At 70.2% G+C, this 25,530-nt stretch carries 24 protein-coding genes and 1 pseudogene; 15 read left to right on the forward strand and 10 right to left on the reverse strand.

The window, feature by feature from the left end; all coding sequences use genetic code 11:
* Positions 1-2: 2 nt before the first annotated feature.
* The gene (locus AC3EGR_RS18475) at positions 3-1,322 is read left to right on the forward strand and encodes a M16 family metallopeptidase (protein ID WP_488547978.1); all 1,320 of its coding nucleotides are present in this window, start codon (positions 3-5) and stop codon (positions 1,320-1,322) included.
* Here AC3EGR_RS18475 and AC3EGR_RS18480 read toward each other — a convergent pair.
* Both AC3EGR_RS18480 and AC3EGR_RS18485 read right to left on the reverse strand, forming a co-directional pair.
* Positions 1,319-3,196, reverse strand: coding sequence for an ABC transporter ATP-binding protein (locus AC3EGR_RS18480; RefSeq protein WP_488547979.1), 1,878 nt, complete (start codon positions 3,194-3,196; stop codon positions 1,319-1,321). The two genes, AC3EGR_RS18475 and AC3EGR_RS18480, sit on opposite strands and share 4 nt — an antisense overlap.
* Complete coding sequence (locus tag AC3EGR_RS18485) at positions 3,193-3,420, reverse strand: hypothetical protein (protein WP_488547980.1); 228 nt, start codon at positions 3,418-3,420, stop codon at positions 3,193-3,195. Before AC3EGR_RS18485 ends, AC3EGR_RS18480 begins: the two co-directional genes overlap by 4 nt.
* Positions 3,421-3,483: 63 nt before the next feature.
* On the opposite strand from AC3EGR_RS18485, the gene dbpA reads away from it, so the two are divergent.
* Positions 3,484-4,878 (forward strand): ATP-dependent RNA helicase DbpA, encoded by a 1,395-nt coding sequence (gene dbpA / locus AC3EGR_RS18490; RefSeq protein ID WP_488547981.1) that lies wholly within the window; start codon positions 3,484-3,486, stop codon positions 4,876-4,878.
* 54 nt (positions 4,879-4,932) lie between these two features.
* On the forward strand, positions 4,933-6,117 hold the full coding sequence (locus tag AC3EGR_RS18495) for a PAS domain-containing sensor histidine kinase (protein WP_488547982.1): 1,185 nt from the start codon (positions 4,933-4,935) through the stop codon (positions 6,115-6,117).
* Between the two features lie 6 nt (positions 6,118-6,123).
* Here the strand turns inward: AC3EGR_RS18495 and AC3EGR_RS18500 are convergent, their stop codons facing one another.
* Both AC3EGR_RS18500 and AC3EGR_RS18505 read right to left on the reverse strand, forming a co-directional pair.
* A complete protein-coding gene (locus tag AC3EGR_RS18500) occupies positions 6,124-7,140 on the reverse strand; it encodes an aldo/keto reductase (RefSeq protein WP_488547983.1) in 1,017 nt (338 codons plus the stop codon).
* A 2-nt stretch (positions 7,141-7,142) separates the two neighbouring features.
* Complete coding sequence (locus AC3EGR_RS18505) at positions 7,143-8,297, reverse strand: MBL fold metallo-hydrolase (protein WP_488547984.1); 1,155 nt, start codon at positions 8,295-8,297, stop codon at positions 7,143-7,145.
* 185 nt (positions 8,298-8,482) lie between these two features.
* Between AC3EGR_RS18505 and AC3EGR_RS18510 the strand changes: the two genes are divergently transcribed.
* Complete coding sequence (locus tag AC3EGR_RS18510) at positions 8,483-10,390, forward strand: FAD-binding monooxygenase (RefSeq protein WP_488547985.1); 1,908 nt, start codon at positions 8,483-8,485, stop codon at positions 10,388-10,390.
* Positions 10,391-10,444: 54 nt separating this feature from the next.
* Here the strand turns inward: AC3EGR_RS18510 and putA are convergent, their stop codons facing one another.
* Positions 10,445-14,071 (reverse strand): trifunctional transcriptional regulator/proline dehydrogenase/L-glutamate gamma-semialdehyde dehydrogenase, encoded by a 3,627-nt coding sequence (gene putA, locus AC3EGR_RS18515; protein WP_488547986.1) that lies wholly within the window; start codon positions 14,069-14,071, stop codon positions 10,445-10,447.
* A gap of 97 nt (positions 14,072-14,168) precedes the next feature.
* Between putA and AC3EGR_RS18520 the strand changes: the two genes are divergently transcribed.
* Positions 14,169-14,648 (forward strand): Lrp/AsnC ligand binding domain-containing protein, encoded by a 480-nt coding sequence (locus AC3EGR_RS18520; RefSeq protein ID WP_488547987.1) that lies wholly within the window; start codon positions 14,169-14,171, stop codon positions 14,646-14,648.
* 22 nt (positions 14,649-14,670) lie between these two features.
* Here AC3EGR_RS18520 and AC3EGR_RS18525 read toward each other — a convergent pair whose 3' ends face one another.
* Together AC3EGR_RS18525 and AC3EGR_RS18530 are read right to left on the reverse strand one after the other, a co-directional pair.
* Complete coding sequence (locus AC3EGR_RS18525) at positions 14,671-15,129, reverse strand: pyridoxamine 5'-phosphate oxidase family protein (protein WP_488547988.1); 459 nt, start codon at positions 15,127-15,129, stop codon at positions 14,671-14,673.
* Positions 15,130-15,217: 88 nt separating this feature from the next.
* Positions 15,218-15,550 (reverse strand): YciI family protein, encoded by a 333-nt coding sequence (locus AC3EGR_RS18530; RefSeq protein ID WP_488547989.1) that lies wholly within the window; start codon positions 15,548-15,550, stop codon positions 15,218-15,220.
* A 92-nt stretch (positions 15,551-15,642) separates the two neighbouring features.
* Here AC3EGR_RS18530 and AC3EGR_RS18535 point away from each other — a divergent pair, with 92 nt between their 5' ends.
* Positions 15,643-16,761 carry a DUF3182 family protein gene (locus AC3EGR_RS18535; RefSeq protein ID WP_488547990.1) on the forward strand — a complete coding sequence of 373 codons (1,119 nt, stop codon included), beginning with the start codon at positions 15,643-15,645 and terminating at the stop codon, positions 16,759-16,761.
* Complete coding sequence (locus AC3EGR_RS18540) at positions 16,758-17,558, forward strand: alpha/beta hydrolase family protein (protein WP_488547991.1); 801 nt, start codon at positions 16,758-16,760, stop codon at positions 17,556-17,558. Before AC3EGR_RS18535 ends, AC3EGR_RS18540 begins: the two co-directional genes overlap by 4 nt.
* 37 nt (positions 17,559-17,595) lie before the next feature.
* Here AC3EGR_RS18540 and AC3EGR_RS18545 read toward each other — a convergent pair whose 3' ends face one another.
* Positions 17,596-17,808: a hypothetical protein gene (locus tag AC3EGR_RS18545; protein WP_488547992.1), complete on the reverse strand. Its 213-nt coding sequence runs from the start codon at positions 17,806-17,808 to the stop codon at positions 17,596-17,598.
* 225 nt (positions 17,809-18,033) lie between these two features.
* On the opposite strand from AC3EGR_RS18545, the gene AC3EGR_RS18550 reads away from it, so the two are divergent.
* Both AC3EGR_RS18550 and AC3EGR_RS18555 read left to right on the forward strand, forming a co-directional pair.
* Complete coding sequence (locus AC3EGR_RS18550) at positions 18,034-18,420, forward strand: response regulator (RefSeq protein WP_488547993.1); 387 nt, start codon at positions 18,034-18,036, stop codon at positions 18,418-18,420.
* Positions 18,421-18,530: 110 nt separating this feature from the next.
* Positions 18,531-19,370: a phytanoyl-CoA dioxygenase family protein gene (locus tag AC3EGR_RS18555; protein WP_488547994.1), complete on the forward strand. Its 840-nt coding sequence runs from the start codon at positions 18,531-18,533 to the stop codon at positions 19,368-19,370.
* 24 nt (positions 19,371-19,394) lie between these two features.
* Here the strand turns inward: AC3EGR_RS18555 and AC3EGR_RS18560 are convergent, their stop codons facing one another.
* Positions 19,395-19,778, reverse strand: coding sequence for a nuclear transport factor 2 family protein (locus AC3EGR_RS18560; RefSeq protein ID WP_488547995.1), 384 nt, complete (start codon positions 19,776-19,778; stop codon positions 19,395-19,397).
* Between the two features lie 211 nt (positions 19,779-19,989).
* Here AC3EGR_RS18560 and AC3EGR_RS18565 point away from each other — a divergent pair.
* Positions 19,990-20,265, forward strand: a pseudogene (locus AC3EGR_RS18565) (septal ring lytic transglycosylase RlpA family protein); the annotation flags it as partial.
* A 24-nt stretch (positions 20,266-20,289) separates the two neighbouring features.
* Complete coding sequence (locus tag AC3EGR_RS18570) at positions 20,290-20,772, forward strand: P-loop nucleotide/nucleoside kinase family protein (RefSeq protein WP_488547996.1); 483 nt, start codon at positions 20,290-20,292, stop codon at positions 20,770-20,772.
* Here the strand turns inward: AC3EGR_RS18570 and AC3EGR_RS18575 are convergent.
* Positions 20,769-21,155, reverse strand: a complete 387-nt coding sequence (locus tag AC3EGR_RS18575) for a response regulator (protein WP_488547997.1) — start codon at positions 21,153-21,155, stop codon at positions 20,769-20,771. The genes AC3EGR_RS18570 and AC3EGR_RS18575 overlap by 4 nt on opposite strands.
* A 107-nt stretch (positions 21,156-21,262) precedes the next feature.
* Between AC3EGR_RS18575 and AC3EGR_RS18580 the strand changes: the two genes are divergently transcribed.
* Genes AC3EGR_RS18580 through AC3EGR_RS18595 form a run of 4 tightly spaced genes read left to right on the forward strand, consistent with a single transcriptional unit; the run spans position 21,263 to position 25,390 of the window.
* The gene (locus tag AC3EGR_RS18580; protein ID WP_488547998.1) at positions 21,263-22,213 is read left to right on the forward strand and encodes a LysR family transcriptional regulator; all 951 of its coding nucleotides are present in this window, start codon (positions 21,263-21,265) and stop codon (positions 22,211-22,213) included.
* Between the two features lie 34 nt (positions 22,214-22,247).
* Complete coding sequence (locus AC3EGR_RS18585) at positions 22,248-23,462, forward strand: CaiB/BaiF CoA transferase family protein (RefSeq protein ID WP_488547999.1); 1,215 nt, start codon at positions 22,248-22,250, stop codon at positions 23,460-23,462.
* Positions 23,459-24,400, forward strand: a complete 942-nt coding sequence (locus AC3EGR_RS18590; RefSeq protein WP_488548000.1) for a hydroxymethylglutaryl-CoA lyase — start codon at positions 23,459-23,461, stop codon at positions 24,398-24,400. Before AC3EGR_RS18585 ends, AC3EGR_RS18590 begins: the two co-directional genes overlap by 4 nt.
* 21 nt (positions 24,401-24,421) lie before the next feature.
* Complete coding sequence (locus AC3EGR_RS18595) at positions 24,422-25,390, forward strand: Bug family tripartite tricarboxylate transporter substrate binding protein (protein ID WP_488548001.1); 969 nt, start codon at positions 24,422-24,424, stop codon at positions 25,388-25,390.
* Positions 25,391-25,530 lie beyond the last annotated feature (140 nt).

The raw sequence follows: 25,530 nt of genomic DNA on the forward strand, positions 1-25,530 counted from the left end.
CGATGCAGTCCGGGTTGCTGGCGGCGGGCGCGCCCGTCCTCCGCACGCTGGCCAATGGCGTCAGGCTGCTGGCCATCCCCATGCCGCACGTGCAGAGCGCGAGCGTCGGCGTGTTCCTGCGCGTCGGCTCGCGCGACGAGACGCCGGAGAGCAACGGCATCAGCCACGTGCTGGAGCACATGGCCTTCAAGGGAACCAGCACGCGCACCGTGCAGCAGATCAACCTCGATGCCGAGCGGCTGGGGGCGGACGTGAACGCCTTCACCAGCAAGAACATGACCGGCTATTTCATGACCGGGCTGGGCCGGCATGCGGAGCAGTTCCTGCGCATGACGGCGGACATCGTCCTGGACAGCACCTTCCCCGAGCAGGAGCTCAAGCGCGAGCTGGAGGTGATCCGGCAGGAGGCGATCGAGTACGAGGAGGACCCCGAGGAAAGCTCCAGCGAGCTGCTGGACCGCGCGATCTGGGGCGACCACCCCATGGGCATGCCCGTCATCGGCACAGTGAAGAACATCGAGGGCTTCACCCGGCAGGACCTGGTCGCCCACGTGCGCTCGCATTACGTCGCCGAAAACACCATCGTCGCGGCGGCCGGGAACTTCGACGTGCAGGCGCTGCTGGCGCTCGCGGCCGAACTCTTCGCCGGCATGCGCGCCTGCGGGGACGATGCCCGGCCCGTCACGCCGGCCAGGTACGTCGGCAGCGCCACGGCACGGCGCTTCACGCAGGTGTCCCAGGTGTTCCTGAACATGGGCTATCCGCTCGCACCGGACAGCGCCGGCGAAATTCCGCAGCAACGCTGGCGCCTGGCCGCATCGCTGGCCGCCAACGTGTTCGGGGGCGGCATGTCCGCTCCCTTCGTGGACACCATCCGCGAGCAGATGGGCCTGGCCTATACCGCGCATTCCACGATGGAAAGCGGCGACGTGTGGGGCAGCTTCGTGGTCCATGCGGTCACCACGCCGGACAAGCTCGACGCGCTGATGGGCGCCACCGGCGGGCTGCTGCGCGCACACGCGACCAACATCGACCCCGTCCACCTGGAGCGGGCCAAGAACCAGCTGACGGTGTCGCGCGTGCGTGCCTCCGAGCGGACCTACGCGACGATGGAGCAGGCGGTCGAGGAACTGTTCGCCAGCGGCGCCGTGGTTCCGACAGCAGATGCGGTGGCGATGATCGACAGCATCGGCGCCGAGGAAGTGCGGCTCGTGTTCGAGCGCATGCTGCGCCATCCGCTGGCCCTGGCCATCACCGGCAAGGCCGCCAGCGCGAAGTCGGCCAGGCAGCTCACGGCCTCCCTCACCGCCGCCGTCCGCTAGCGCACGGGGTCGGTGGGCGCCACGGAGGACACCTCTTCCAGCGGCCCGTCCTGCTCCGCCGCTTCGTCGTCGTCCTCCGTCTCCGCCGCCAGGGGCAGCGGCCGCTCGCCGATCTGCTGGCGCCACATCGCGTAGTACAGGCCCTTGAGGGCCACCAGTTCGGCGTGCGAGCCTTGTTCCACGATGCGGCCACGTTCCAGTACGTAAATGGTGTCCGCATGCAGCACCGTCGAGAGGCGGTGCGCGATCAGCAGCGTGATCTGCGTGCGGCGCTCCGAGATGCGCCGCACCGTCTCCGTCACGTGGCGCTCGGTCAGCGAATCCAGCGCCGAGGTCGCCTCGTCGAAGACCAGCAGCCGGGGCTCGCGCAGCAGGGCACGGGCGATCGACAGGCGCTGGCGCTCGCCGCCCGACAGGCGCATGCCGGATTCGCCGATCACGGTGTCCAGGCCTTGCGGCAGCCGCTGCAGCAGGGGCGCCGCCTGGGCCTGCTCGATCGCCTGCAGGATCTGCGCGTCGCTGGCATCGGTGCGCACGAACAGCATGTTCTCCCGCACCGTGCCGGCGAACAGGGTGGTCTCCTGCGTCACGTAGCCGACCTGCCGGCGCGCCTCGTTGTAGCGCAGGCGCCGGGTGCTGACCTCGTTGAACAGCACCTCGCCGGCGGACTGCCGGTACAGCCCGAGCAGCAACTTCACCAGCGTCGACTTGCCCGAGCCCGAAGGGCCGACGAAGGCGATGGTCTCGCCCTGGCGCGCGGCGAAGCTCACGCCGTCCAGCGCGTTCTCCTCGGCGCCGCGGTGCCGGAACACGACGTCCTGGAAGCGCAGGGACTCGATCGGGCCGATGTGGACGGCGTCCTTGGGCCGCTGGTCCACCGGCTTGGCCATCAGCTCCGCGAAGTTGGCCATCGACGCACTGGCTTCGCGCCACGCCAGGATCACGGTGCCGAGTTCCTGCAGCGGCGCCAGGATGCCGACGGAGATGAACTGCATGGCGATGAGCTCGCCCGTGGACAGCATGTCGCGGAAGATGAGCCACAGCAGCGTGAACAGCACCGACAGCTTGAGCACGCTCAGCGTCGCCCCCTGCAGGAAGGACAGCCAGCGGATGCGCCTGACCTTGCGCATCTCCAGCGCGAAGATCGCTTCCGTCTGCGCTTCCAGCCGGCGGATCTCGCGGAAGGTCAGGCCCAGGCTCTTGATCAGCGCCACGTTGCGCAGGCTTTCGGTGATGAAGCCGGCGTTGCGCGTCGTCTCGCGGTTCAGCGCGCGCTGCTGCGAACGGATCTGCCGGCTGAGAAGCCCGGACAGGCCGCCGAGCACGAGCAGGCCGACGAGGAACACGGGCACCAGCAGCCAGGTCTTGGTGACCGCGTACCAGAGCAGGAAGGCCAGCCCGATCACCGACGCGAACAGCACGTTGATGAAGGTGTTGATGAAGCGCTCGGTGTCGCGCCGCACCCGCAGCAGCAGGTCCAGCGTCTCGCCGCTGCTGCCATGCTCGAACTCCTGGTAGTTCAGCCGCAGCGTCTGGCGCAGGCCGTCGTTGAAGATCTCGGTGCCTATGCGCTGCACCACCAGGCGCGTCACGTAGTCCTGCATGGCCTTGCAGGCGCGGGAGGCCAGCGCCACGCCCAGGGCGAGCGCCAGCAGCCGCAGGGCACCGTCCACCAGGTCGGCGTCGGCCTTCACGCCGCGCTGGTTGGCGTAGCCGTCCACCAGCCAGCCGAAGATGATCGGGTCCAGCAGTGCCAGCACCTGGCTGGCAGCGGCCAGCAGCAGGGCGCCCAGCGCGAGCCGGCGCTGGGCCCGCAGGTACTTCCAGAGGACGCTCGCCCCGGACGGCCTTTTCACGCTCCCCGGTCCGGTCATGGCGACCGGTGCAGCCTCGGCGCGGAAAGCGCCTGCAGGCTCTCGGCGATGGCCGCATCGACGTCGCGCCAGCGCCCGGCCAGCCGGGCCTCGGCGATCGCTTTTTCCAGCGCCCGCAGGTCGCGGACCGTGGGCGCCACGCGGATCTGCGCGACCGCGGCGGCCGGGTTGCCGGCGCGCAGCAGCGCCATGATCTTGCCGGGCCAGGGGGAGGAGGGTCTCACGGGGTATTCGGGGAATCGGTGGAGGACGCATTGTCCGCCGGAGCGCTGTGGAATGATGCGGCCATGTCCCAGGCACCCACCGCAAGTTTCGAAACGCTTTCCCTTCCTCCCGCCACCCTGGAGAACCTGCGCCGGCTCGGCTACCGCGAGATGACGGCGATCCAGGCCGCCAGCCTGCCGAGCGCCCTGGCGGGCAAGGACCTGGTCGCCCAGGCCAAGACCGGCAGCGGCAAGACCGCGGCCTTCGCGCTGTCCCTGCTGGCCAGGCTGGACGCGCGCCGCTTCGCCGTGCAGGCCCTCGTGCTGTGCCCCACGCGCGAGCTCGCCGACCAGGTCACCACCGAGATCCGGCGCCTGGCGCGCGCGGAGGACAACATCAAGGTCATCACGCTGGCGGGCGGCGTGCCCCTGCGCGGGCAGAGCGCCAGCCTGGAGTACGGCGCCCACGTCGCCGTCGGCACGCCGGGCCGCGTGCTCGATCACCTCGAACGCGGCAACCTGCAGCTCGAGGCGCTCAACACCCTGGTGCTCGACGAAGCGGACCGCATGCTGGACATGGGCTTCGTCGACGACATCGCCAAGGTGGCGCGGCAGTGTCCGCGCGAGCGCCAGACACTGCTGTTCTCGGCCACCTACCCCGAAGGCATCGCCAGGATCGCGGCGCAGTTCCTGCGCGATCCGGTCACCGTCAAGGTCGAAGCCCAGCATGCGGGCGAGCAGATCCGGCAGCGCTGGTACGAGGTGGGCGAATCGCAGCGGCTGCCCACGGTGGCGCGCCTGCTGGACCACTTCCGGCCGGCGAGCACGCTGGCCTTCTGCAACACCAAGGCACGCTGCCGCGAGCTGGTCGAGCTGCTGCAGGCGCAGGGCTACAGCGCGCTCGCGCTGCACGGCGACCTGGAGCAGCGCGACCGCGACCAGGTGCTGGTGCGCTTCGCCAACGGCAGCTGCTCGGTGCTGGTGGCCACCGACGTGGCCGCCCGCGGCCTGGACGTGGCCGGCCTGGGCGCGGTGATCAACGTGGACGTGACGCCCGACCCGGAAATCCACGTGCACCGCATCGGCCGCACCGGCCGCGCCGGCGAAACCGGCCTGGCGCTGAGCCTCGCGAGCCTGGACGAGATGGGCTCGGTGGGCCGCATCGAGCAGCTGCAGGGGCGCGAGTCGGCCTGGCACACGCTGGCGGAACTCACGCCGGCACCGGGCGGCCGCCTGCTGCCGGCGATGGCGACCATCCACATCCAGGGCGGGCGCAAGGAGAAGATCCGGCCCGGCGACGTGCTGGGCGCGCTGACGGCGGACCTGGGCTACACGCGCGAGCAGATCGGCAAGATCGACATCAACGAATTCGCCACCTACGTGGCCGTGGAGCGCAGCATTGCCGGCGAGGTGGCCGCACGGCTGAACCAGGGGCGCATCAAGGGCCGCACCGCCAAGGCGCGGCTGTTGACGGACTGACGGGGCGGCCGTCGCCGCAACACGGAAAGTTGCGGCCGTTCTAGCATCGTGGTCATGGACGCGAATCCCCCGCAATCCGGCCTTCGCGAGGCGGAGACCGACATGCTGCTCAACCTCTGGTCGAGGCAGGCCGGCGACCACGCCATCCTGGTGCTGGACAAGGCCGGCGTGATCACCGGCTGGCGCGGAGCGGCCGAGCGCATCCTCGGGTACGCCGCCGAGGAGGCGATCGGCCGCCACGTCGCCCTCATCTTCACGGGCGAGGACCAGACCAGCGGCTATCCAGGGTTCGAGCTGCACGTCGCGGCGGAAGACCGCTACTCCGAGGACTCGCGCTGGCACGTGCGCAAGGACGGCACGCGCATCTGGGTGACGGGAACGGTCACGGCGGTGCGCGACCCCGACCGCCAGATCCTCGGCTTCGTGAAGATCCTGCGCGACGTGACGGACCAGCGCACGCAGCTGGAGCGCATGGAGAACAAGGTGGCGGAGCTCGGCGACGCACGCGACCAGACCCACACCTTCCTGCGCACGCTGGGGCACGAGATCCGCAATCCGCTGGCCGTGCTGAGCAACCTGCAGATGATCATCACCCGCCTGTCCACGGACGACCGCCTGCGCAAGGTGTCCGACCAGTTGCGCGACCAGGTCTCGGTCCTGAAGCGGCTGGCCGACGACCTGATGGACATCGCCCGCCTGGAGCTGGGCCGGGTGGAACTGGAACTGCAGGAGCTCGACCTGCGCGAGCTCCTGAAGGACTGTACCGCCGGCATGCGGGACCGCGCGGCGCTCAAGGACGTCGCCCTCGAAGTCATCATGCCCGCGGGTCCGCTGATGGTGCGCGTGGACGCGGCGCGCATCCGGCAGGTGGTCACCAACCTGCTGCACAACGCCATCAAGTACAACAAGCAGGGCGGCTCGGTGTGGGTGACCGCGAGCGCCGAAGGCAACGAGGTGCTGTGCCGGGTGCAGGACACCGGCATCGGCATCTTCCCGCCGGTCCTGCCCAGGCTCTTCGAGCTGTTCTCCCAGGCGCCGGAGGGCAAGGAGCTGCGCCAGGGCGGCATCGGCGTGGGCCTGGCGCTGGTGCGGCAGATCGTGGAGCTGCACGGCGGCACCGTGCAGGCCAAGAGCCCGGGCCTCGGCAAGGGCTCCGAGTTCCTGTTCCGGCTGCCGCTGGTGGGGGGCGTGCCGCCCCTGGAAATGCCGGTTGCCTCGGCGCCTCCGGGCACGAACTGATCGGGCTCAGCCGGCGCGGGGCCCGCGCGGCACCCGGCCGGTCACGGGGTACACCGGGTCGGTGAATCCGGGCGTGGACGGATGGCCGGGGGGCACCAGGCCGTCGACCAGCGCTTCGTCTTCGGCCGTGAAGGGCTGACCCAGCGCTGCGAGGTAGTCGTCCCACTGTTCCGGCGTGCGCGGACCGGCGATGACGGAACTCACCAGCGCGTTGTTCAACACCCAGTTCAGCGCGAAGTGCGACGCCGTGCTGCCGCGCGCCTGCGCATGCGCCTGGATCTTCTGCGCCAGCGCGATGGACTCGGGTCGCAGCTCCGTCTGCAGGATGCGCCGGTCCTTGCGCGCGGCACGGCTGCCCTCGGGCAACTGGTCGACGCTTGCGTACTTGGCCGTCAGCACGCCGCGCGCGAGCGGGCTGTACGGCACCACGCCGATGCCGTAGTAGCCGCAGGCCGGCAGCAGCTCCGACTCGGGCATCCGGTTCATGGCGTTGTACTGCGGCTGGCAGGCGGCGGGCCGGTCGATGCCCGCCTCGTCGCACAGCCGCACGACCTCGGCGATGCGCCAGGCGCGGAAATTCGAGACGCCGAAGTAGCGGATCTTGCCCTGGCGCACCATGTCCGCGATCGCGCGCACGGTTTCTTCCAGCGGCACCGTGGCGTCGTCGCGGTGCAGGTAGTACAGGTCGACGTGGTCCGTGCCCAGGCGGCGCAGGCTCTGTTCCAGCGCGTGCAGCAGGTAGTGGCGCGAGGATCCGGAGGGGATGGGGCCGGGCCGCGGCGAACCCCCTTTGGTGGCAAGCACCCACGCGTCGCGGTCCGCCTGGATCGCGCGGCCGACGATCTCCTCCGACCGGCCGCTCGCGTAGACGTCGGCGGTGTCGATGAAGTTCACGCCCGCCTCGCGCGCCTTGCCGATGATGCGCAGCGAGGTCTGCTCGTCCGCCTGGTCGCCGAACATCATGGCCCCCAGGCACAGGGCCGGGACCTTCAGGCCGCTGCGGCCCAGGTTGCGCATTTCCATCGTCACTCCTTGTGTGGGCGCACAGTGTCCCACCAATGCGTGGACTGGAACGGCCGGTCCGCGTCCACCCATTCGCCCAGGCGCGGCGTGACCAGCTCGATGCCCGCGCGCGCCGCCTCCGACACGGTGCGGCGGATGGGCTCGTCCCAGTCGTGGTACGCCAGGTTGAAGGTGGACCAGTGCACGGGAAACATGCGCCGCGCACGCACGTCGCGGTGCACCTGCACGGCCTGCTCGGGCGTCATGTGGATGTCGATCCAGGACTGGCCGGGGCCGTAGGCGCCGATCTTGACGAAGGCCATGTCGAAGGGGCCCAGGCGGGCGCCGATCTGCTGGAATACTTTCGCATGACCGGTGTCGCCGCTGTAGAAGAAGCGGTGCCGCGGGCCGAGGACCGACCAGCTGGACCAGAGCGTGGAACTGCGGTTGCCCAGGCCACGGCCCGAGTAGTGGCGCGTGGGCGTGGACACGATGCGCACGCTCCCCAGCCTGCGCTCCTGCCACCACTCCAGTTCCTCGATCTGCGCAACCGGCACGCCCCAGCGTTCCAGGTGCGCGCCTACGCCCAGCGGCACGAAGAAGCGCGACCCGCGCTGCGCGAGGTGGCGCACCGTGTCCATGTCCAGGTGGTCGTAGTGATCGTGCGAGACGAGGACGGCGTCGATCCGCGGCAGGGCCGCCAGCGCGACGGGCGGCGGATGGAAGCGCCGTGGCCCGACCGGCAAGGGTGAGACGCGTTCGGCGAAGACCGGGTCCAGCAGCATGCGCAGGCCGTCGATCTCCACGTAGGTGCTGGCATGGCCGATCCAGAACGCGCGCAACCCGCTGGCCGCGGGCGGTGCCGCCAGCGCCGCCGGGTCGACGGCCATCACGGGCAGCGGCGCCGGTGGCTCGCGCACCTCGTCGCCGGAGAACTGCCGCACGATGTAGTTGCCCAGGGATGCGGTGCTGGTGGGCGTCTCGGGTTCCAGGTTGACGAAGCGGCCGTCCCTGTACTGGGGGTTCGCGAGCGCCCGCTGCAGGCGAGCGCCGGTCATGGGCGCGCCGAACTGGGGTTGGGACAACACGGCCCACCCCGCCGCGGCGAGGGCGGCCAGCAGCACGGCCAGCACGAGGGTCGTCCGCAGGAGGAAGCGTCCGCGCCTGGATCGCGTCATGCGGCGCAGTTTGCCGCAGGAGCGGCCAGCGGCTCAAGTGTCGTGCCGCGCCTTGCCGGCGCGGATCTGCTGCCGCCCGTGTGCCCGGGCTCCGTGCGGCAGTGACCCTGATGACCGCGTGCCCAAGCGCTTGCCACCGTCCAACTGATATGTATACTTATCATTCCACCGCGAGGAGCGTAGCGATGCAATTCCACCTGGACGGCTTCAGGCCCGGCGATCCCCACCTGTGCGAGGCCGCCGCGTCAGCGACGCCGCACACCGATGCCGTCCCGCCCCAGGTCGACGTGCTGATCGTGGGCTGCGGCCCGGCCGGCCTCACGCTCGCGGCGCAACTCGCCGCATTCCCCGACATCACGACCTGCATCGTCGAGCAGAAGGACGGGCCCTTGCAGCTGGGGCAGGCGGACGGCATCGCCTGCAGGACCATGGAGATGTTCGAGGCCTTCAACTTCGCCGAGCGCGTGATGAAGGAGGCCTGCTGGATCAACGAGGTCACCTTCTGGAAGCCCGACGAGAAGCAGCCCGGCTCCATCGTGCGGCATGGCCGGGTGCAGGACACGGAGGACGGCCTGTCCGAGTTCCCCCACGTCGTGCTGAACCAGGCACGCGTGCACGACTTCTACCTGGAGACCATGCGCAACGCGCCCGGCCGGCTGGAGCCGCATTACGCGCGCCGGTTGCTGGACGTGTCGGTGGAACGGGGCGCCTCCGACTACCCGGTCACCGTGCGCATGGAACGCACGGACCCCGCCCACGAAGGCAGGCAGGAAACGGTACGCGCGCGCTTCGTGGTGGGCTGCGATGGTGCGCGCAGCGCGGTGCGCAAGGCGATCGGTCGCCAGCTGGTGGGCGACTCCGCCAACCAGGCCTGGGGCGTGATGGACGTGCTGGCGGTGACCGACTTCCCGGACATCCGCTACAAGTCCGCCGTGCAGTCCGCGCACGGGAACCTGCTGGTCATCCCGCGCGAAGGCGGCTACCTGGTGCGCCTGTACGTGGAGATGGACAAGCTGGGCGAAGAGGAGCGCGTGGCCAACCGCGGCATCACGCTGGACCACCTGGTCGCTGCCGCGCAGCGCATCCTGCACCCGCACACCCTGGAGGTGAAGGAAGTGCCCTGGTGGTCGGTGTACGAGATCGGCCAGCGCATCTGCGACAAGTACGACGAGGTGCCGGCCCAGGACGTGGGCACGCGCATGCCGCGCGTGTTCATCGCCGGCGATGCCTGCCATACGCACAGCCCCAAGGCGGGGCAGGGCATGAACTTTTCCATGCAGGACACCTTCAACCTGGGCTGGAAGCTCGCCGCGGTGCTGCGCGGCCAGTCCGCCCCCGCCTTGCTGGACACCTATTCGAGCGAGCGGCAGGTCGTGGCGCAGGAGCTGATCGACTTCGACCGCGAGTGGGCCAAGATGTTCAGCGACCGCGCCAGGCAGGCCGCCAGCGGCGACACCGACGGCGTGGACCCCAAGGAGTTCCAGAAGTACTTCGAGCGGCACGGCCGCTTCACGGCCGGCATGGGCACGCACTACAAGCCTTCGCTGATCACCGGCGAGGCGAAGCACCAGCAACTGGCGAGCGGCTTCGTGGTCGGCACGCGCTTCCATTCGGCGCCGGTGGTGCGGGTCGCGGACGCGAAGCCGGTGGAGCTGGGGCACGTGGGCAAGGCCGATGGCCGCTGGCGGCTCTATGCCTTCGCCGGTTCGCAGCCGCAGGGGCTGCGTGCGCTGTGCAAGTTCCTGGCGGACGCGCCCGAGTCGCCGGTGCGCAGGTACACGCGCGCCGGCCAGGACCCCGATGCGGTGTTCGACCTGCGGGCCATCTTCCAGCAGCCGCACGCGGAACTGGACATCGGAGCGATGCCCGCGCTGCTGCTGCCCCGCAAGGGCCGGCACGGGCTGCGCGACTACGAGAAGGTGTTCGCGCCCGACCTGAAGAACAAGCGGGACATCTTCGAGCTGCGTGGTGTCGACCGCGCGCAGGGGGCGCTGGTCGTGGTGCGGCCGGACCAGTACATCGCGCACGTGCTGCCGCTCGCGGCGCACCAGGAGTTGGCGGCCTTCTTCGACGGCTTCATGCTGGCGAACTGATCCCCTGCCTCGGCGAGCGCCTTGCGCGCGCATTGCTCCCCGCAGGCGGGACCCTCAGCCGATCGTCATCAACGAGGCATTGCCGCCGGCGGCGGCGGTGTTGATGCTGAGCGCGCGCTCGACGACCAGGCGTTCCAGCGGCACCGCCGATTCGCCGGGTGCCAGGCGTTCCACGCTCAAGACGGGGCCTTCGCGCCGCGACAGGATCTGCTGCACTTCGGCCAGCCGCTCCACCGAGCCGTGCAGCAGGACGGCGTCGTACGCGACGTCCGGCGCCGTCCAGTCGCTCGCCAGGTCAACTTGCGCCTGGTCGGCGGGCGGCAGGCGGTCGCGCAGCGCCTGCGCTTGCGCCGGCCAGACGGCGCGGCTGCCCACCGCGAGCACCGCCGCAAGCTGCCGCAGGCGGTCCTCGTCGCTGTCCGCGAGGCACAGCACGCTGGACCGCGGGACGATGCTGTAGACGTTGCGCTCGCCGGTCGGCCCGGGCAGCACGACGGCGCTGCCCACCCCCTCGGGGAACACGCGCGCCAGCACGTCCGGCGGCCGCTGCGACAGCAGCCGGTACAGGTACAAGGGACCTCCGGCCTTCGGCCCGGTCCCCGAGAGGCCTTCGCCGCCGAATGGCTGCACGCCGACCACCGCCCCGACCATGTTCCGGTTGACGTACACGTTGCCGGCGTGCACTTCGGCGGTGACGCGCTCTATCGTCTCGTCGATGCGCGTGTGCAGGCCCAGCGTGAGCCCGTAGCCCGTCCCGTTGATCTGCGCCAGCAGCCCGTCGAGTTCTTCGCGCGGGTAGCGCACGAAGTGCAGGACGGGGCCGAACACCTCGCGTTCCAGCTCGGAGATGCTGCCGATCTCGACCAGCGTCGGCAGCACGAAGGTGCCCAGTTCCAGCGGGTGTTCGCTGCGCCGCGCGAGCTGGTGGACGCGCCGGCCCCGCGCCTGCATGGCGGCGATGTGGCGGTCCAGGGTGTCCTTGGCGTCCTGGTCGATCACCGGACCGACGTCGGTGCTGAGGCGATCGGGACTGCCCACGCGCAGTTCCGCCATCGCGCCGAGCAGCATCTCCAGGATGCGGTCGGCCGCCTCTTCCTGCACGCACAGCACGCGCAGCGCCGAACAACGCTGGCCGGCGCTGTCGAAAGCGGACGCCAGCACGTCGGCCACCACCTGTTCCGGCAGGGCCGAGGAGTCGACGATCATGGCGTTCTGGCCGCCGGTCTCCGCGACCAGCGGGATGGCGCGACCGCTCGCGTCCACACGCCCGGCGATGCTGGCCTGCAGCGTGCGGGCCACTTCGGTCGAGCCCGTGAAGAGCACGCCTTGCACGCGCGCGTCCGCCACCATCCGGGCGCCCACGACGGAGCCGCGGCCCGGCAGCAGCTGCACGGCGAAGCGCGGCACGCCGGCCGCCCAGAGTGCCCGCACGCCTTCGGCGGCGATGAGGGGCGTCTGCTCCGAGGGCTTGGCCAGGACCACGTTGCCCGCGGCAAGGGCTGCCGTCACCTGCCCCATGAAGATGGCCAGCGGGAAGTTCCAGGGGCTGATGCACACCACGGGGCCCAGGGGACGGTGCGTGGCGTTGTCGAAATGCGTGCGGATCTCGCGGCCGTAGTAGCGCAGGAAGTCGACGGCCTCGCGCACTTCGGCCACCGCGTTCGCCGCCGTCTTGCCGGCCTCGCGCAGGAGGATGGCCATGAGGCGCGGCATGTCGGCCTCCAGCCGGTCGGCGGCGGCTTCCAGCAGGCGCGCGCGCTCGGCCGGCGGCGTCGCGGCCCAGCGCGGGGCACCCTCGGCGGCGCGCTGCAGGGCCAGCTCGATCTCTGCCGGCGTGGTGCCGCGTGAGCAGCCCACCTGGTCGGCGTGCAAGGCGGGATTGCGCACCGCGCGCAGTTCTCCCGGCGCGGTGTCGTCGGCCAGCAGCGGCGGGGCGTGCGGCAGCTGCTGCGCGGCGGCCCGGAACTGCCCGGCCAGCGCGCGCAGCTGGATCTCGTTCGTGAGGTCGAGGCCGCGCGAGTTGCGTCGCGTGGAGCCGTAGATGTCGCGCGGCAGGGCAATCGCCGGATGCGGCAGGCCCGCCTTTCCTTCGCTGCGCGCGAACGATTCGATGAGGTCCACCGGATCGCGCACCAGGTCTTCGAGCGGCAGCGATGCGTCCGCGATGCGGTTCACGAAGGAGGTGTTCGCCCCGTTCTCCAGCAGTCGCCGCACCAGGTAGGCGAGCAGGGTCTCGTGCGTGCCCACCGGCGCGTAGATGCGGCACGGCCGGCCCAGCTTGCCTTGCGCCGGGTCGCCGACCACCTGCTCGTACAGGGGCTCGCCCATGCCGTGCAGGCACTGGAACTCGTACTGCAGCGGCGTGTAGCGCTGCGGCCCCGCCAGCTCGTGGATGGCCGCCAGCGTATGGGCATTGTGCGTGGCGAACTGCGGATACACCGCCTCGGGCGCCGCCAGCAGCTTGCGCGCGCACGCGAGGTAGGACGCGTCGGTGTAGGGCTTGCGCGTGTACACCGGGTAGCCGTCCTGGCCATCGAGCTGCGCGCGCTTGATCTCCGAGTCCCAGTAGGCGCCCTTGACCAGCCGGATCATGAGGCGGCGCCGGCTGCGCTGCGCGAGATCGACGAGCCAGTCGATGACGAAGGGGCAGCGCTTCTGGTAGGCCTGGATCACGAAGCCCAGGCCCATCCAGCCCTGCAGCTGCGGCTCGAAGGCGAGTTTCTCCAGCAGGTCCAGCGAGAGTTCCAGCCGCTCGGCTTCCTCGGCGTCGATGTTCAGGCCGATGTCGTAGCGCTTGGCCAGCGCGCCCAGGCGCACCAGCACGGGGTACAGCTCCGCCATCACGCGGTCGTACTGGGCACGGCCGTAGCGCGGGTGCAGGGCGGACAGCTTGATGGAGATGCCGGGGCCCTCGAAGATGCCGCGGCCCGCCGATGCCTTGCCGATGGCGTGGATGGCGGATTCGTAGTCGCGCAGATAGCGCGCCGCGTCCTGCGCCGTCATGGCCGCTTCGCCCAGCATGTCGAAGGAGTAGCGGAAGCCTTCGCGCTCGCGCGGCCGGCTGTTCTCCAGCGCTTCGGCGATCGTCTCGCCCGTGACGAACTGCTCGCCCATCATGCGCATGGCCATGTCCACGCCCTTGCGGATCAGCGGCTCGCCGCCGACGCTGACCAGCCGGCCGATGGATGCCGACAGCCCCGACTCGCTGTGGGTCGCCACCAGCTTGCCCGTGATCAGCAGGCCCCAGGTGGCCGCGTTCACGAACAGGGAAGGGCTCTTGCCCAGGTGCGTCTTCCACTCGCCCTGCGCGATCTTGTCGCGGATCAGCGCGTCCCGCGTGGCGGCATCGGGAATGCGCAGCAGCGCTTCGGCCAGGCACATGAGCGCAACGCCTTCCTGCGACGACAGCGCGTACTGCTGCAGCAGGTTCTGCACGATGCCCGCGCGGCCGGCGGACGCCTTGCGCGTGCGCAGGTTCTGCGCGAGCCGCAGCGCCCGCGCCTGGCTTCGCCCGGCCTCGGCGGGCGGCAGCCGCGCACCTTCCAGCACGTTCGCGACGGCCTCGGGCTCGGCGATGCGAGTAGCTTGCGTGATGGCGCGCCGCAGCGGCGTCGCCGCGGCATCCGAGGGTTCGTGGAAGGCCTGGAAGATGCGCGGGGGCGGTGCGAGGGTGGTGCTCATGGACTGCCGTTGTGGACGTGACATCCGCAATGGTCCGCGATTTGGCTAGGATATTGTTTCGTTTTCTCCCGTCTGCGCGGAGAAAATCACTAGCAGAATGCCCAGCCTCGAAGAACTCGATCGCACCGACCGCCGCATCCTGCAGCAATTGCAGGCCGACGGCCGCATCTCCAACCTGAAGCTGGCCGAAGCGGTCGCCTTGTCGCCCACCGCCGTGCTTGCGCGCGTGCAGCGGCTCACCCGCGACGGCTACATCGTCGGCTACGAGGCGCGCCTGGATCCCAGGCTGCTGGGTGCCGGCATGCTGGTCTTCGTCGAGGTGCTGCTGGATCGCACCACGCCCAACGTGTTCGAGCAGTTCCGCGCCGCCGTGCAGGTCCATCCCGAGATCCTGGAGTGCCACATGGTCGCGGGCGGTTTCGACTACCTGCTCAAGACGCGCGTGGCGGACATGGAGGCCTACCGGACCTTCGCCGGGACCGTGCTGTGGCAGCTGCCCGGCGTGCGCGAGACGCGCACCTATGCGGTGATGGAGGAGGTGAAGAACTCCACGCTGCTGCACATCCCGCTGGCGTAGGAGGCTGGCTGCCTTCCCGCGTTCAGCAGGTCACCAGGTCGGTATGCGCGAAGCCGCGCGTGTAATCCAGCACCGAGACGATCTCCGGCTGCACCCGGAAGATCGCGACTTCGTCCGGGCCGGGCAGCTTCATGTTCGCCGTGGAGGGCGGCGCGTCGGGGTACTTCAGCGGCAGCATGCGCAGCACCATCTCGGCCTCGGCGCGGTCGGTGACGCGGTGCGCGCGCGCGGCCATCGACAGCCCGGTGATGGCCATCAGGTCCGGCGTGTCGTGGTCGATGGTGAGCGACACGCGGTTGTCGCGCGCGAGGTTGGCGGCCTTCTGGCTTTCGCGGCCGCACAGGAACCACAGCGTCAGGCCTTCGCTGACGTAGCCTACGGTGGTGGCCTGCGGCCAGCCGTCGGGGCGCAGGGTCGCGATGGTCATGATCCGGTGCTGGGCCAGCAGGGCCAGGATCTTCTGCCTGAGGGGTTCGTCCATGGGGATCTCCACGTGCGCCGGCGGTGGGCGTGGGGAGATGGTGCTGCGCGCGGGCGGCGCGAGCCTTGATCTGCGTCAGTGCGCGACGTCAGCTGCCCTGGGTATCCCAGAACGCGCGGATCTCGATGCAGCCCCCGGCGCGCGCGCAAGGCGTCTGCGCCACGAGCTGGATCACTTCGTCCATCGAAGCGGCTTCGATCACGGAGAAGCCGGCGAGGGGCAGCCCGTGCTGCGCGTACGCAGTTTCCGTGACGACGAGCCGATCCCGGTTGCGCACGGTGCGCACTTCCTGCCGGACCGCGGACACGAGGTTGCCGCGGTCCCGGATCACCTTGTCGGCGGCGAGGAGCCGGTCCTTCTCGGACTGGCTCAGCGCGTTCCACCCCGCTTCGTCGCCATAGGCCAGGCAGAGGAATTTCACTTGCTTTCTCCCGTGGGCCGATTGGCGCATTGTCCGACAGCCGGCCCGGCCGTGCGGCGCCATCCTGAGGCGAACCGACGAGGAAAGCGCCCGTGCCTTCCCATGCGCAGACCAGGAGCGCAGGCGTGGTGCTCGCGCTCGCGCCAGACGCTCCTGCCCGACTCAGCGAGCACGAAAGCTGCACGCTGCTGGCCTTCGTGCGCCAGGTCGCGGCATTGCGCGGCGCCAGGGCGGGGGGCTTCCACACGGGGAGCGCGCCGCCTTCCGGCCCCGTGTATTTCATCCCGCACCAGACGCTCACGGCGCAGCAGGCGCAGGCGCTCGGGATCACGGGGCCGGATGACCTGTTCGGCGGCGTCGTCCCGCACGCATTCGTGGCGACGAAGGCGATCAGCCACGGCCTCGTCGGCGCCGAGGCAGCGGCCGTGCCCGGGTGGAGCATCGGCCTCAGCCAGGCGCTCGCAGGGTGCGTGTTGCGGGGCTACACGGCCTTCGACATCGACGACGCCCGCGCGGCGGGGCAGCGCCTGCTGGCCCAGGGTCCGGTGCGGCTCAAGCCCGTGCGTGCCAGCGGCAGCCGCGGCCAGTCCGTGGCCCGGGACGAGCGCGAGGTCCAGCAGGCACTGTCGGCCATGGACCCGCAGGAGCTCGCGGCGCACGGCCTCGTGCTGGAGGAAAACCTCGAGGAACTGCGTACGTTCAGCATCGGTCAGGTGCGCGTGGCCGGCATCACGGCCAGCTATTTCGGCGTGCAGCACAACACGCACAACAACCGGGGCTTGCTCGTCTACGGCGGCTCCGACCTGACCGTGGTGCGGGGCGGCTTCGATGCGCTGGTCGACTCGGGTCCGGGGCCGGACACCGCGCGCGCCATCGCGCAGGCGCAGCGCTACGATGCCGCGGTGCGCGCCTGCTACCCGCAGTTCTATGCGTCCCGCAGCAACTACGACGTGCTGCTGGGGCGCGACGCGGCCGGCGCGGTCCGTTCCGCGGTGCTGGAGCAGTCCTGGCGGGTGGGCGGCGCCACAGGCGCCGAGCTCGCCGGCCTGGAGCGCCTGCAGGCGGACGCGCGGTGCCAGGTGGTCCAGGCCTCGTGCCGCGAGGTGTTCGGCGAAGGCTTCGATCCGCCGCCCGATGCCACCGTCCACTACCGCGGTGTCGATCCGCGGGTGGGCCCCCTCGCCAAGTACACGGTGTTGCAAGCCGCATGACCACGCGCGCGAACAGCCTCGACATCGCCGTGGACGGCAAGCACCTTGCCGGCACCCTGGTCGGGCCCGACACGCTGGTGCCTGGCGTGCTGCTGGTGCACGGCTGGGACGGCAGCCAGGACCAGTACATCGCGCGGGCGCACGAGATCGCGGCCATGGGCTGCATCTGCCTCACGTTCGACCTGCGCGGCCACGTGCGCCACCACGCGGACCGGGACAAGGTCACGCGCGAAGACAACCTGCGCGACCTGCTTGCGGCCTACGACGTGCTGGTCGCGCACCCCGCGGTCCATCCTGGTGCCGTGGCCATCGTCGGCAGCAGCTACGGCGGCTACCTTGCGGCGATCGCGACGTCGCTGCGGCAAGTCCGCTGGCTCGGGCTGCGCGTGCCGGCTCTCTACGAGGACGCGGAGTGGGACGCGCCCAAGAACTCGCTGGACCGCGAGCGGCTGAAGGCCTACCGTCGCCGCGACCTGGACCCGCAGGCCAACCGCGCGCTCGCCGCCTGCGCGAAGTTTCGCGGCGACGTGCTGATCGTCGAGTCCGAGCATGACGACCTGGTGCCGCACCCCACCATCCAGAACTACAAGAAGGCCTTCGCCGAGGCGCAGTCGGTGACGTACCGCGTCATCGCCGGGGCCGACCACGCACTGTCCGAGAAGTCCTGGCAGCAGAACTACACCTCGCTGCTGGTGCACTGGATGGGCGAGATGGTGCTCAACGCGCGGGCGGGGAAGACGGGGCCCGCGGCGGAGACGCCGCTGGTGGGATCCGTGCAGAAGACGCCGTCGGATTGAGGAAATGGTGCGGAAATCCCCGGAGCACCACCCGTTCTCAGGGCTGCCGCATGTCCGCGAGCACCCGTTCCAGGACCACCTTGACGAGTTCACGGTGCGCTTGAACCATCAGGTTTTCCTGGTCGAGCGCGGACACCGGCAACTTGCCCGCGGCAACCTGCTGGGCGATGTCGGCGAGCCGCTTCTCGTGCTCGATCAAGGCCTCTTGTGCCTTGAGATAGTCGAAGAGCGAGAGTCTGGCGGGCGGCATGCGTGAGGACCTGGGCTGGCGCGGCAAAGTGTACCGTCCGCGCGGACGCTCCTGGCTGCGCCGTCGCGTCCGGGTGTCGCGCGACGTTTGTAGGCTGACAGGCAAGTCCCTCCGGGAAAAGCGCGGGTCTGGCCGTCAGTTGGAATCCCTTTTCGCTACACGGCGTACGTCCTAGCCGTCACCCACCAGAAAATGCACAAAAAACAGGCAGTCAGCGAGTACGCCGTGGCAGTTCGTGTATTCCTGGTCGAAGACCTTCACAACATGCGTGACCTGATGGAGGACGTCTGCGCGGCAGTCGGAGGCCTGCGCATCGTCGCCGCCGCGGCCGGGGAAGGCGAAGCCACCCTCTGGCTGGAGGACAACCCCGGCGCCTGGGACCTGGCCATCATCGACCTCGTCCTCGACCAGGGCTCCGGCGTCGGCGTGATTGCGCACGCACGGCGGCAGTCGCCGCATGGGCGGATCGCCGTCTTCAGCAGCTATTCGAGCCCGGCGATCGCCGCGCACTGCAAGAGGCTGGGCGCGGACGAGGTTTTCAGCAAGAGCGATACCTCGGCCTTCATCGCCTGGCTGCACACGCAGGCGGAGGGCGCGGCGCCGCGGCCGTGACCGGCTGCCCGAGCCGGGCTCGTCACTGTGGCGGTGCATTTTCACGAAGCGCCGCCAAATGCGGCAACGGATGAGGCTGTCGCGCCGCCGGTGCTGCTACCGTCGCGCGCATGAACGAATTGCAGGACAGGCCGCCCGTGCCGGCGACGGATGCGGGCGTGCGGGCGCTGTACGAGGACGGCATCACGGCGTGCAAGGGCGCCTTCCCGCGTGCCTGGGTGGAAGCGCTGCGCGAGGACATGATGACCGCCTTCTGGGAGGCGATCCAGCGCCCCGGCGGCGCGGTGGGCCGCGGGCCGCGGCGCTGGTACGTGGAGGCGCATCCGCAGGCCTTCCGCGGTTTCGCGGACCTCGTGAGCCATCCCTGGGTGGTCGGCATGTGCGAAGCGGTGCTGGGCCCGCGGTACCAGATCGTGGAAATCGGGCTCGACGTGCCCTTCCAGGGCGCGCAGTACCAGCCCTGGCACCGCGACTTCCCCTCGCCGCCGCAGACCTATGAAGGGCGGCGGATCACCTCGCTGGCCTTCAACGTCACCGGCGTGGACGTCACGCAGGACATGGGGCCGCTGGAAGTCGCGCACGGCACCCAATGGGAGCAGGGCGCGGACTGGAAGGCCGGGATGTTCCCGCCCGCGAGCGAGTTCCCGCGCTACAACGCGCTGGCGGTGCGCAAGTATCCGCAAGCCGGAGACATCAGCTGCCGTTCGGCCTTGACCATCCACCGCGGCACCGAGCACCCGTCGCCGATCTGCCGTCCGGTGCTGGTGATCGGCGTCGATGCGCCCGGCGCCGGCCACGCCGCCCTGCACGACATGATGGTCACGCGCGACTACCACGAGTCGCTGCCCCGCATCGCGCGCGAGCACCTGGTCTGCCGCGTCGTGGACCGGCTGGAGCCCATCGTGCAGAAGCACCAGATCGAAGGCCTGGTGATGGGCGCGGCGCCCTGACGCGGTCGCGGGTTGCGGCTGTCCTCACCTGGCGGGAAGCGGCGGCCTGTTCTTGCGGTAGGAGTTCTTCACCGCGATCTTGCCGCCCCGGAACGTGAAGACGTCGCACCCGTTGACCTCGACGCGGCTGCCGTCCGCCCGGGTCCCCGTGAACGTCCATTCCGACACGCCGCGATCGCCGCAGACGAAATGCCGCGGCGATCGCCACTGCGCATCCGGATAGGTCTTCCACACCTCCGAGAATGCGGCCCGGACGGCTTCGCGGCCCACGGCCGACGATCCGCAAACCTCAGGCCCCGCGGAGGCTTCGAACACGCAGTCATCGCTCATGAAGGCCATGAGCGCATCGGCATCGTGCCGGTTCCATGCTTCCGCGAAAGCTTGCAGTTCGGCGACAGTGACACTCATGGCGCGCTCCCGGACCTGGGGGGGATGGGCGAATTATTGCGCCGGAACCCGGGATGGCCGGTTTTCTACAATGCCGGCCATGAACAGTCGTGTCGGGTTGATGTTGGCGGCGCTGGCGGTCCTGGCCGGATGCGCCACCCCACCGGAGCGCGTCCGCCCACCGCCGGAGGCGGCCGTCCCGTGGAAGGCGCCCGGCGCCGAAATCGCGCGCGGCAAGGCTTCCTGGTACGGACCGGGCTTCCACGGCCGGCGCACGGCCAGCGGCGAGCGCTTCGACATGAACGCGTTCACGGCGGCGCACCGCACCTTGCCTTTCGGCACCCTCGTGCGCGTGCGCAACGTCCAGAACGGCATGGAGGTGGACGTCCGCATCAACGACCGCGGCCCGCGCGTGCGTGACCGCATCATCGACCTCAGCAAGGCCGCGGCGGCGGCGATCGAGTTGCTGGAGGCGGGCGAGGGTGCCGTCGTCCTGGTCTCTCCCTAGCGCCGGGGTACGCACAATCCGCCCATGAACGCATGCCTCCACTTCTTCTGCGGCAAGGCCGGCGCCGGCAAGAGCACGCTGGCGAAGCGTGTCGCACAATCCGAGGGCGCGACGCTGATCCCGGAGGACGTCTGGCTGGCGCGCCTGTACGGCGAGCAGATGCACACCTTCGACGACTACCGCAGGTGCTCGCAGCGCCTGAAGACGGTGGTGGGGCCGCTGGTGGTGGATCTGCTTCGTTCGGGCCGTGACGTGGTGCTGGACTTTCCCGCCAACACCAGGGCCTCGCGGGCGTGGTTCCGGTCGGTGAGCGAGGAAGCGGGTGCACGCCACCTGCTGCATTGGGTCGACAGCACCGACGACACCTGTCTCGCGCGCATCGACGTGCGCAACGTGGAACGGCCCGAAGGCTCGCACCACCTGACGCCCGAACAGTTCGAAGCGATCTCCTCGTTCTTCCAGGCGCCGGAGGCCGACGAGGGATTCGAGGTGAGGGTGTACCGCTAGGCCGCGGCGAGCAGCGGCTTCAGCCGCTCCATCAGGTCGGTGGGATTGAAGGGCTTGCGGACGAAGTCGTTGGCCCCCGCGGCGTAGGCGCGGTCGACGAAGCCCTGGTCGCCCTTGGCGGTGAGCATCACGACCGGCACGCCCTCCCAGCGGGGCAGGCTGCGCAGGCGACCGAGCAGCGTGAGGCCGTCGTGCACCGGCAGCATCATGTCCAGCAGCACGAGGCGCGTGACCTCGCCGGACTCGATGGCCTGCATTCCTTCGACGCCATCCTTCGCGGACACCACGCGGCAGCCCAGGCGCTCCAGCAGGAAACGCAGGACGAAGGCGATGGCCTCGTCGTCCTCGACGAGCAGCGCCAGGGGCAGGGCGGGTTCACTCACGCTTCGCATGGTGGCAGGAATCCGCGCGTGCGCGCGCCGGCGCGCCCGTCCCGTCAGAAAGGCGCAATATTGTCGAGCTTGCGTAAGCGCCCCCTTACCATCCGCGCATGAGCACCGGCGCGCCCCGCACCAACCTTGCCCGCTTCGACCTGGTGTCGATCCGCCTCGTCGTGGACTGCGTGCAGCACGGCAGCCTGAGCGCGGCCGCCCGGGAGGCGCACCTGGCCCTGGCGGCGGCCAGTCGCCGCATCCGGGAACTGGAAGACGCCGTCGGCGAGCCGCTGTTCGAGCGCCACGGGCGTGGCGTCCTGCCCACGGCCGCCGGCCGCGTGTTCGCCCGACATGCGGTCGGACTGCTGCAGAACCTCGAGCAGATGGCCGCCGAACTGGCCGACCTGCGCTCCGGCATCGCCAAACATGTGCGTTTGTGCGCAAGCACCGCCGCGATCAACGAGTTCCTGCCGCCGCTGCTGGCACGCCATGCGCAGCTGCGCGAGGACGTGCGGGTCGACCTGGAGGAGCAGGTCTCCTCCGCGGTCGTGGCGGCGCTGCGGGAAGGACGCGCCGACCTCGGCGTGTTCGTCGAAGGCGTGGAGACGCAGGGGCTGGACTGCCAGTTGTTCCGCCACGACGAACTGGTGCTGGTGCTGCCTGCGCGGCACGCGCTGGTCGGGCGCGGCGCGGTGCCGTTTGCCAGCGCGCTCGATGAAGACTGGATCAGCCTCAGCGATGGCGCGGCACTGCTGCAGAAGAAGCAGGAGGCCGCGCACGCCGCCGGCAAGCCGCTGAAGCTGCGCATGCAGGTGCGCAGCTTCGACGCCGTGTGCCACCTCGTCGCCTCGGGCCTGGGCATCGCCATCCTGCCCAAGACCGCGGCCCTGCCGATCGTGGGCGCGATGAAGCTGCGCTGGCGCGCGCTCTCGGACCCCTGGGCCACGCGCCGGCTGCTGGTCGCGACGCGTACCGGCAGCCGGGATCCCGCCGTGGAGGAACTGGTGCGCTTCCTCGCCGCCGAGCCTTCGCAAAAGGCGAAAGCTCGCCGCCGCAAAGAGCAATAGACGCCCGGCCGACCCGCGCGCACACTGCGCGCCCATGGAGACAAGCACACAGAGCGGCCCCCTCGCGGGGCTGAAGGTCATCGAGATGGGCCAGCTCATCGCGGGCCCCTTCGCCGCCAAGACGCTCGCCGATTTCGGGGCCGACGTGGTGAAGATCGAGCCGCCGGTCGCGGGCGACCCGCTGCGCAACTGGCGCCTGCTCAGGAACGGCACCTCCGTCTGGTGGCAGGTCCAGTCGCGCAACAAGCGCTCGGTGGCGCTGGACCTCAAGAACCCGGACGCGCAGGAGATCGTGCGCAAGCTGGCCGGCGAGGCCGACGTGCTGATCGAGAATTTCCGTCCCGGAGCGCTGGAGGGCTGGGGCCTGGATCCGCAGGAGCTGATCGCGGCCAACCCCCGGCTGGTCGTGCTGCGCATCAGCGGCTATGGGCAGACCGGCCCGTACCGCGACCGCCCCGGCTTCGGCGTGGTGGGTGAGGCGATGGGCGGCCTGCGCCACCTCACCGCCGAGCCGGGCCGGGTGCCGGTGCGCGTGGGCGTGAGCATCGGCGACACGCTGGCGGCACTGCACGGTGTCATCGGCATCCTGCTGGCCCTGCAGGAGCGGCAGCGCTCCGGCCAGGGGCAGGTGATCGACGTGGCGCTGTACGAGGCCGTGTTCAACTGCATGGAAAGCCTGCTGCCCGAATACAGCGCCTTCGGCGCCGTGCGCGGCCCGGGCGGCAGCGCGCTGCCGGGCATCGCGCCGAGCAACGCCTACCTCTGCAGCGACGGCGGCTACGCGCTCATCGCCGGCAACGGCGACAGCATCTACAAGCGCCTCATGACCACCATCGGCCGCGAGGACCTGGGCAACGACCCCGGGCTCGCGAACAACGCCGGCCGCGTCGCGCGCGTGGAGGAAATCGACGCCGCCATCGGCGCCTGGACGAAGACGCGCACGGTCGACGAAGTGCTGGCCGCGCTCGACGCCGCCGGCGTGCCGGCCGGTCGCATCTACACGGTGGCCGACATCGCAGCCGACCCGCACTACGCGGCGCGCGGCATGCTGCAGCAGGTGCGCCTGGAAGACGGTGACCTGCTCACCGTGCCGGGCATCATCCCCAAGCTCTCGCGCACCCCCGGCAGCCACCGGCGCAATGCGCCCGGCATCGGCCAGGACACCGACACGGTGATGCGCGAGCTCGGGCTTACCGAGGAACAGATCGCCGGGCTCAAGAGCCGCGGCGTCATCAAGGGACAGGCATGACACGTATCTTCTTCAACGAGGTCGTCACCCGCGACGGCTTCCAGATCGAACCCGAGTTCATCTCGACCGACGCCAAGGTGGCGCTGGTGGACGCGCTCGGCGAGTGCGGCTACGCCAAGATCGAGGTCACCTCCTTCACCTCGCCCAAGGCCATCCCCATGCTGCGGGACGCCGAGGAGGTGATGGGCCGCATCCGCCGCGTCCCCGGCGTGGAGTACACGGTGCTGGTGCCCAACCTGCGCGGTGCGGAGCGCGCGCTGGAGTCGCGGGCGGATGAACTCAATCTCGTCATGTCCACCTCCGAGACGCACAACCTGGCGAACCTGCGCATGCCGCGCGAGAAGAGCTTCGCGGCGCTGTCGGAAGTGATCCGCTTCGTCGACGGCCGCACGCCCATCAACGTGTCGCTGTCCACCGCCTTCGGCTGCCCCATGGAGGGCGAGGTGCCGCAGGAAGTGGTGCTGGCGTGGGCGCAGCGTTTCGCCGATCTCGGCGTGCGCGGCCTCACCATCTGCGACACCACCGGCATGGCGCACCCGGCGCAGGTCGCGCGCATGTGCGATGCCTTGCAGCAGCGCTTTGCCGGCCTGCAGCTGACGCTGCACTTCCACAACACGCGCGGCATGGGCCTGGCCAACGTGCTGGCCGCCGCGCAAAGAGGCATCACCCGCTTCGACGGCTCGCTCGGCGGCCTGGGCGGCTGCCCGTACGCGCCCGGCGCCAGCGGCAACATCAGCAGCGAGGACGCGCTGCACATGCTGCAGGCCATGGGCTACGACACCGGCGTGGATCTCGACAAGCTGCTGCAGGTGGCGCGCGCGCTGCCCGCCATCGTCGGCCACGAGGTGCCGGGCCAGGTTGCCAAGGCGGGCCCGACGACGCAGCTGCATCCCGTGCCCGCCGCGGTCAACGAGCTGCGCGCCGCTGCCCTTTCCTGATTCCACTTCGCAAGACCAACCATGCAGTTTTCCCGCAGACAGTTCGTCAGCGCCGCCACCCTCGGCGCCGCATCCCTGGCCTTTCCCGCGCTGGCGCAAGGCGGCCGCACCGTGACGCTGATCGTCGGCTCCGCGCCCGGCGGCACCACCGACATCTCCGCGCGCATGCTGGCCGAGCCCCTGGGCAAGATCCTGGGCGTGCCGGTGGTGGTGGACAACCGCGCGGGCGGCAACGGCAACATCGCGGGCCAGCTGGTCGCGCGCGCCCCGGCCGATGGCAACACGCTGCTGGTTCAGTACTCCGGCTACCAGTCGATCACGCCGCTGCTGCAACCGGTCGCCGGATTCGACCCGTCCAGGGACCTCAAGCCGATCGGGCACCTGATCGACGCGCCGCAGGTGATGGTCGTGCGTCCCGGCTTCCCGGCGAACAACTTCAAGGAGTTCCTGGCCTACGTGAAGGCGAATCCGGGCAAGGTGAACTACGCCTCCAGCGGCAACGGCGCGCTGCAGCACGTGACCACCGAGCTGCTGAAGGACCTCACCAAGACCTACATGACGCACATCCCGTACCGTGGCACGGGGCCGGCGCTCACCGACCTGCTCGCCGGCACGGTGGACCTCACCATCACCACGCCGCCGCCGCTGCTGCCGCACATCCGCGCGGGCAAGCTCAAGGCGCTGATGGTCACGGGCAAGGCGCGCCTGCCGGCGCTGCCCGACGTGCCCACGGCCACCGAGATGGGCGTGCCGCTGGTGGCGTCCTCCTGGTTCGCCGTCTACGGGCCCGCCGGCCTGAGCGCCGAACTGCAGAACAAGCTGTCGACCGCGGTGCGCCAGGTGGTGGAGACGCCCGAGTTCAGGCGCAAGGCGGAGGAGCAGGGCGCCAAGGCCATTGCGATGACGCCGGCCGAACTCGCCACCCTGGGCACCACCGAGCGCGCCACCTGGGAGCGCATCATCCGCGTCGCGCAGATCAAGGCCGATTGATGTAGATACTGTCTCGCAAGTCAAGCGTGAAGTGCGGGATTGAACGGCTTTCCGGACTTCAGTACACCGTAGGCAATCGCCAGGATCTTGCGCATCAGGGCACCGAGGACGAGTTTCTTTGGCTTGCCCGCCGCTAGCAG

Source organism: Ramlibacter sp. G4-7, from assembly GCF_057784995.1.

Excerpts from the sequence above, each read along its gene's own strand:
- AC3EGR_RS18500 (WP_488547983.1), bottom strand. The coding sequence starts at position 7,140 with ATGGAAATGCGCAACCTGGGCCGCAGCGGCCTGAAGGTCCCGGCCCTG.
- AC3EGR_RS18495 (WP_488547982.1), top strand. The coding sequence starts at position 4,933 with ATGGACGCGAATCCCCCGCAATCCGGCCTTCGCGAGGCGGAGACCGAC.
- AC3EGR_RS18480 (WP_488547979.1), bottom strand. The coding sequence starts at position 3,196 with ATGACCGGACCGGGGAGCGTGAAAAGGCCGTCCGGGGCGAGCGTCCTC.
- putA (WP_488547986.1), bottom strand. The coding sequence starts at position 14,071 with ATGAGCACCACCCTCGCACCGCCCCCGCGCATCTTCCAGGCCTTCCAC.
- AC3EGR_RS18555 (WP_488547994.1), top strand. The coding sequence starts at position 18,531 with ATGAACGAATTGCAGGACAGGCCGCCCGTGCCGGCGACGGATGCGGGC.
- AC3EGR_RS18545 (WP_488547992.1), bottom strand. The coding sequence starts at position 17,808 with ATGCCGCCCGCCAGACTCTCGCTCTTCGACTATCTCAAGGCACAAGAG.
- AC3EGR_RS18580 (WP_488547998.1), top strand. The coding sequence starts at position 21,263 with ATGAGCACCGGCGCGCCCCGCACCAACCTTGCCCGCTTCGACCTGGTG.
- AC3EGR_RS18520 (WP_488547987.1), top strand. The coding sequence starts at position 14,169 with ATGCCCAGCCTCGAAGAACTCGATCGCACCGACCGCCGCATCCTGCAG.
- dbpA (WP_488547981.1), top strand. The coding sequence starts at position 3,484 with ATGTCCCAGGCACCCACCGCAAGTTTCGAAACGCTTTCCCTTCCTCCC.
- AC3EGR_RS18585 (WP_488547999.1), top strand. The coding sequence starts at position 22,248 with ATGGAGACAAGCACACAGAGCGGCCCCCTCGCGGGGCTGAAGGTCATC.
- AC3EGR_RS18595 (WP_488548001.1), top strand. The coding sequence starts at position 24,422 with ATGCAGTTTTCCCGCAGACAGTTCGTCAGCGCCGCCACCCTCGGCGCC.
- AC3EGR_RS18505 (WP_488547984.1), bottom strand. The coding sequence starts at position 8,297 with ATGACGCGATCCAGGCGCGGACGCTTCCTCCTGCGGACGACCCTCGTG.
- AC3EGR_RS18525 (WP_488547988.1), bottom strand. The coding sequence starts at position 15,129 with ATGGACGAACCCCTCAGGCAGAAGATCCTGGCCCTGCTGGCCCAGCAC.
- AC3EGR_RS18540 (WP_488547991.1), top strand. The coding sequence starts at position 16,758 with ATGACCACGCGCGCGAACAGCCTCGACATCGCCGTGGACGGCAAGCAC.
- AC3EGR_RS18475 (WP_488547978.1), top strand. The coding sequence starts at position 3 with ATGCAGTCCGGGTTGCTGGCGGCGGGCGCGCCCGTCCTCCGCACGCTG.
- AC3EGR_RS18570 (WP_488547996.1), top strand. The coding sequence starts at position 20,290 with ATGAACGCATGCCTCCACTTCTTCTGCGGCAAGGCCGGCGCCGGCAAG.
- AC3EGR_RS18590 (WP_488548000.1), top strand. The coding sequence starts at position 23,459 with ATGACACGTATCTTCTTCAACGAGGTCGTCACCCGCGACGGCTTCCAG.
- AC3EGR_RS18510 (WP_488547985.1), top strand. The coding sequence starts at position 8,483 with ATGCAATTCCACCTGGACGGCTTCAGGCCCGGCGATCCCCACCTGTGC.
- AC3EGR_RS18560 (WP_488547995.1), bottom strand. The coding sequence starts at position 19,778 with ATGAGTGTCACTGTCGCCGAACTGCAAGCTTTCGCGGAAGCATGGAAC.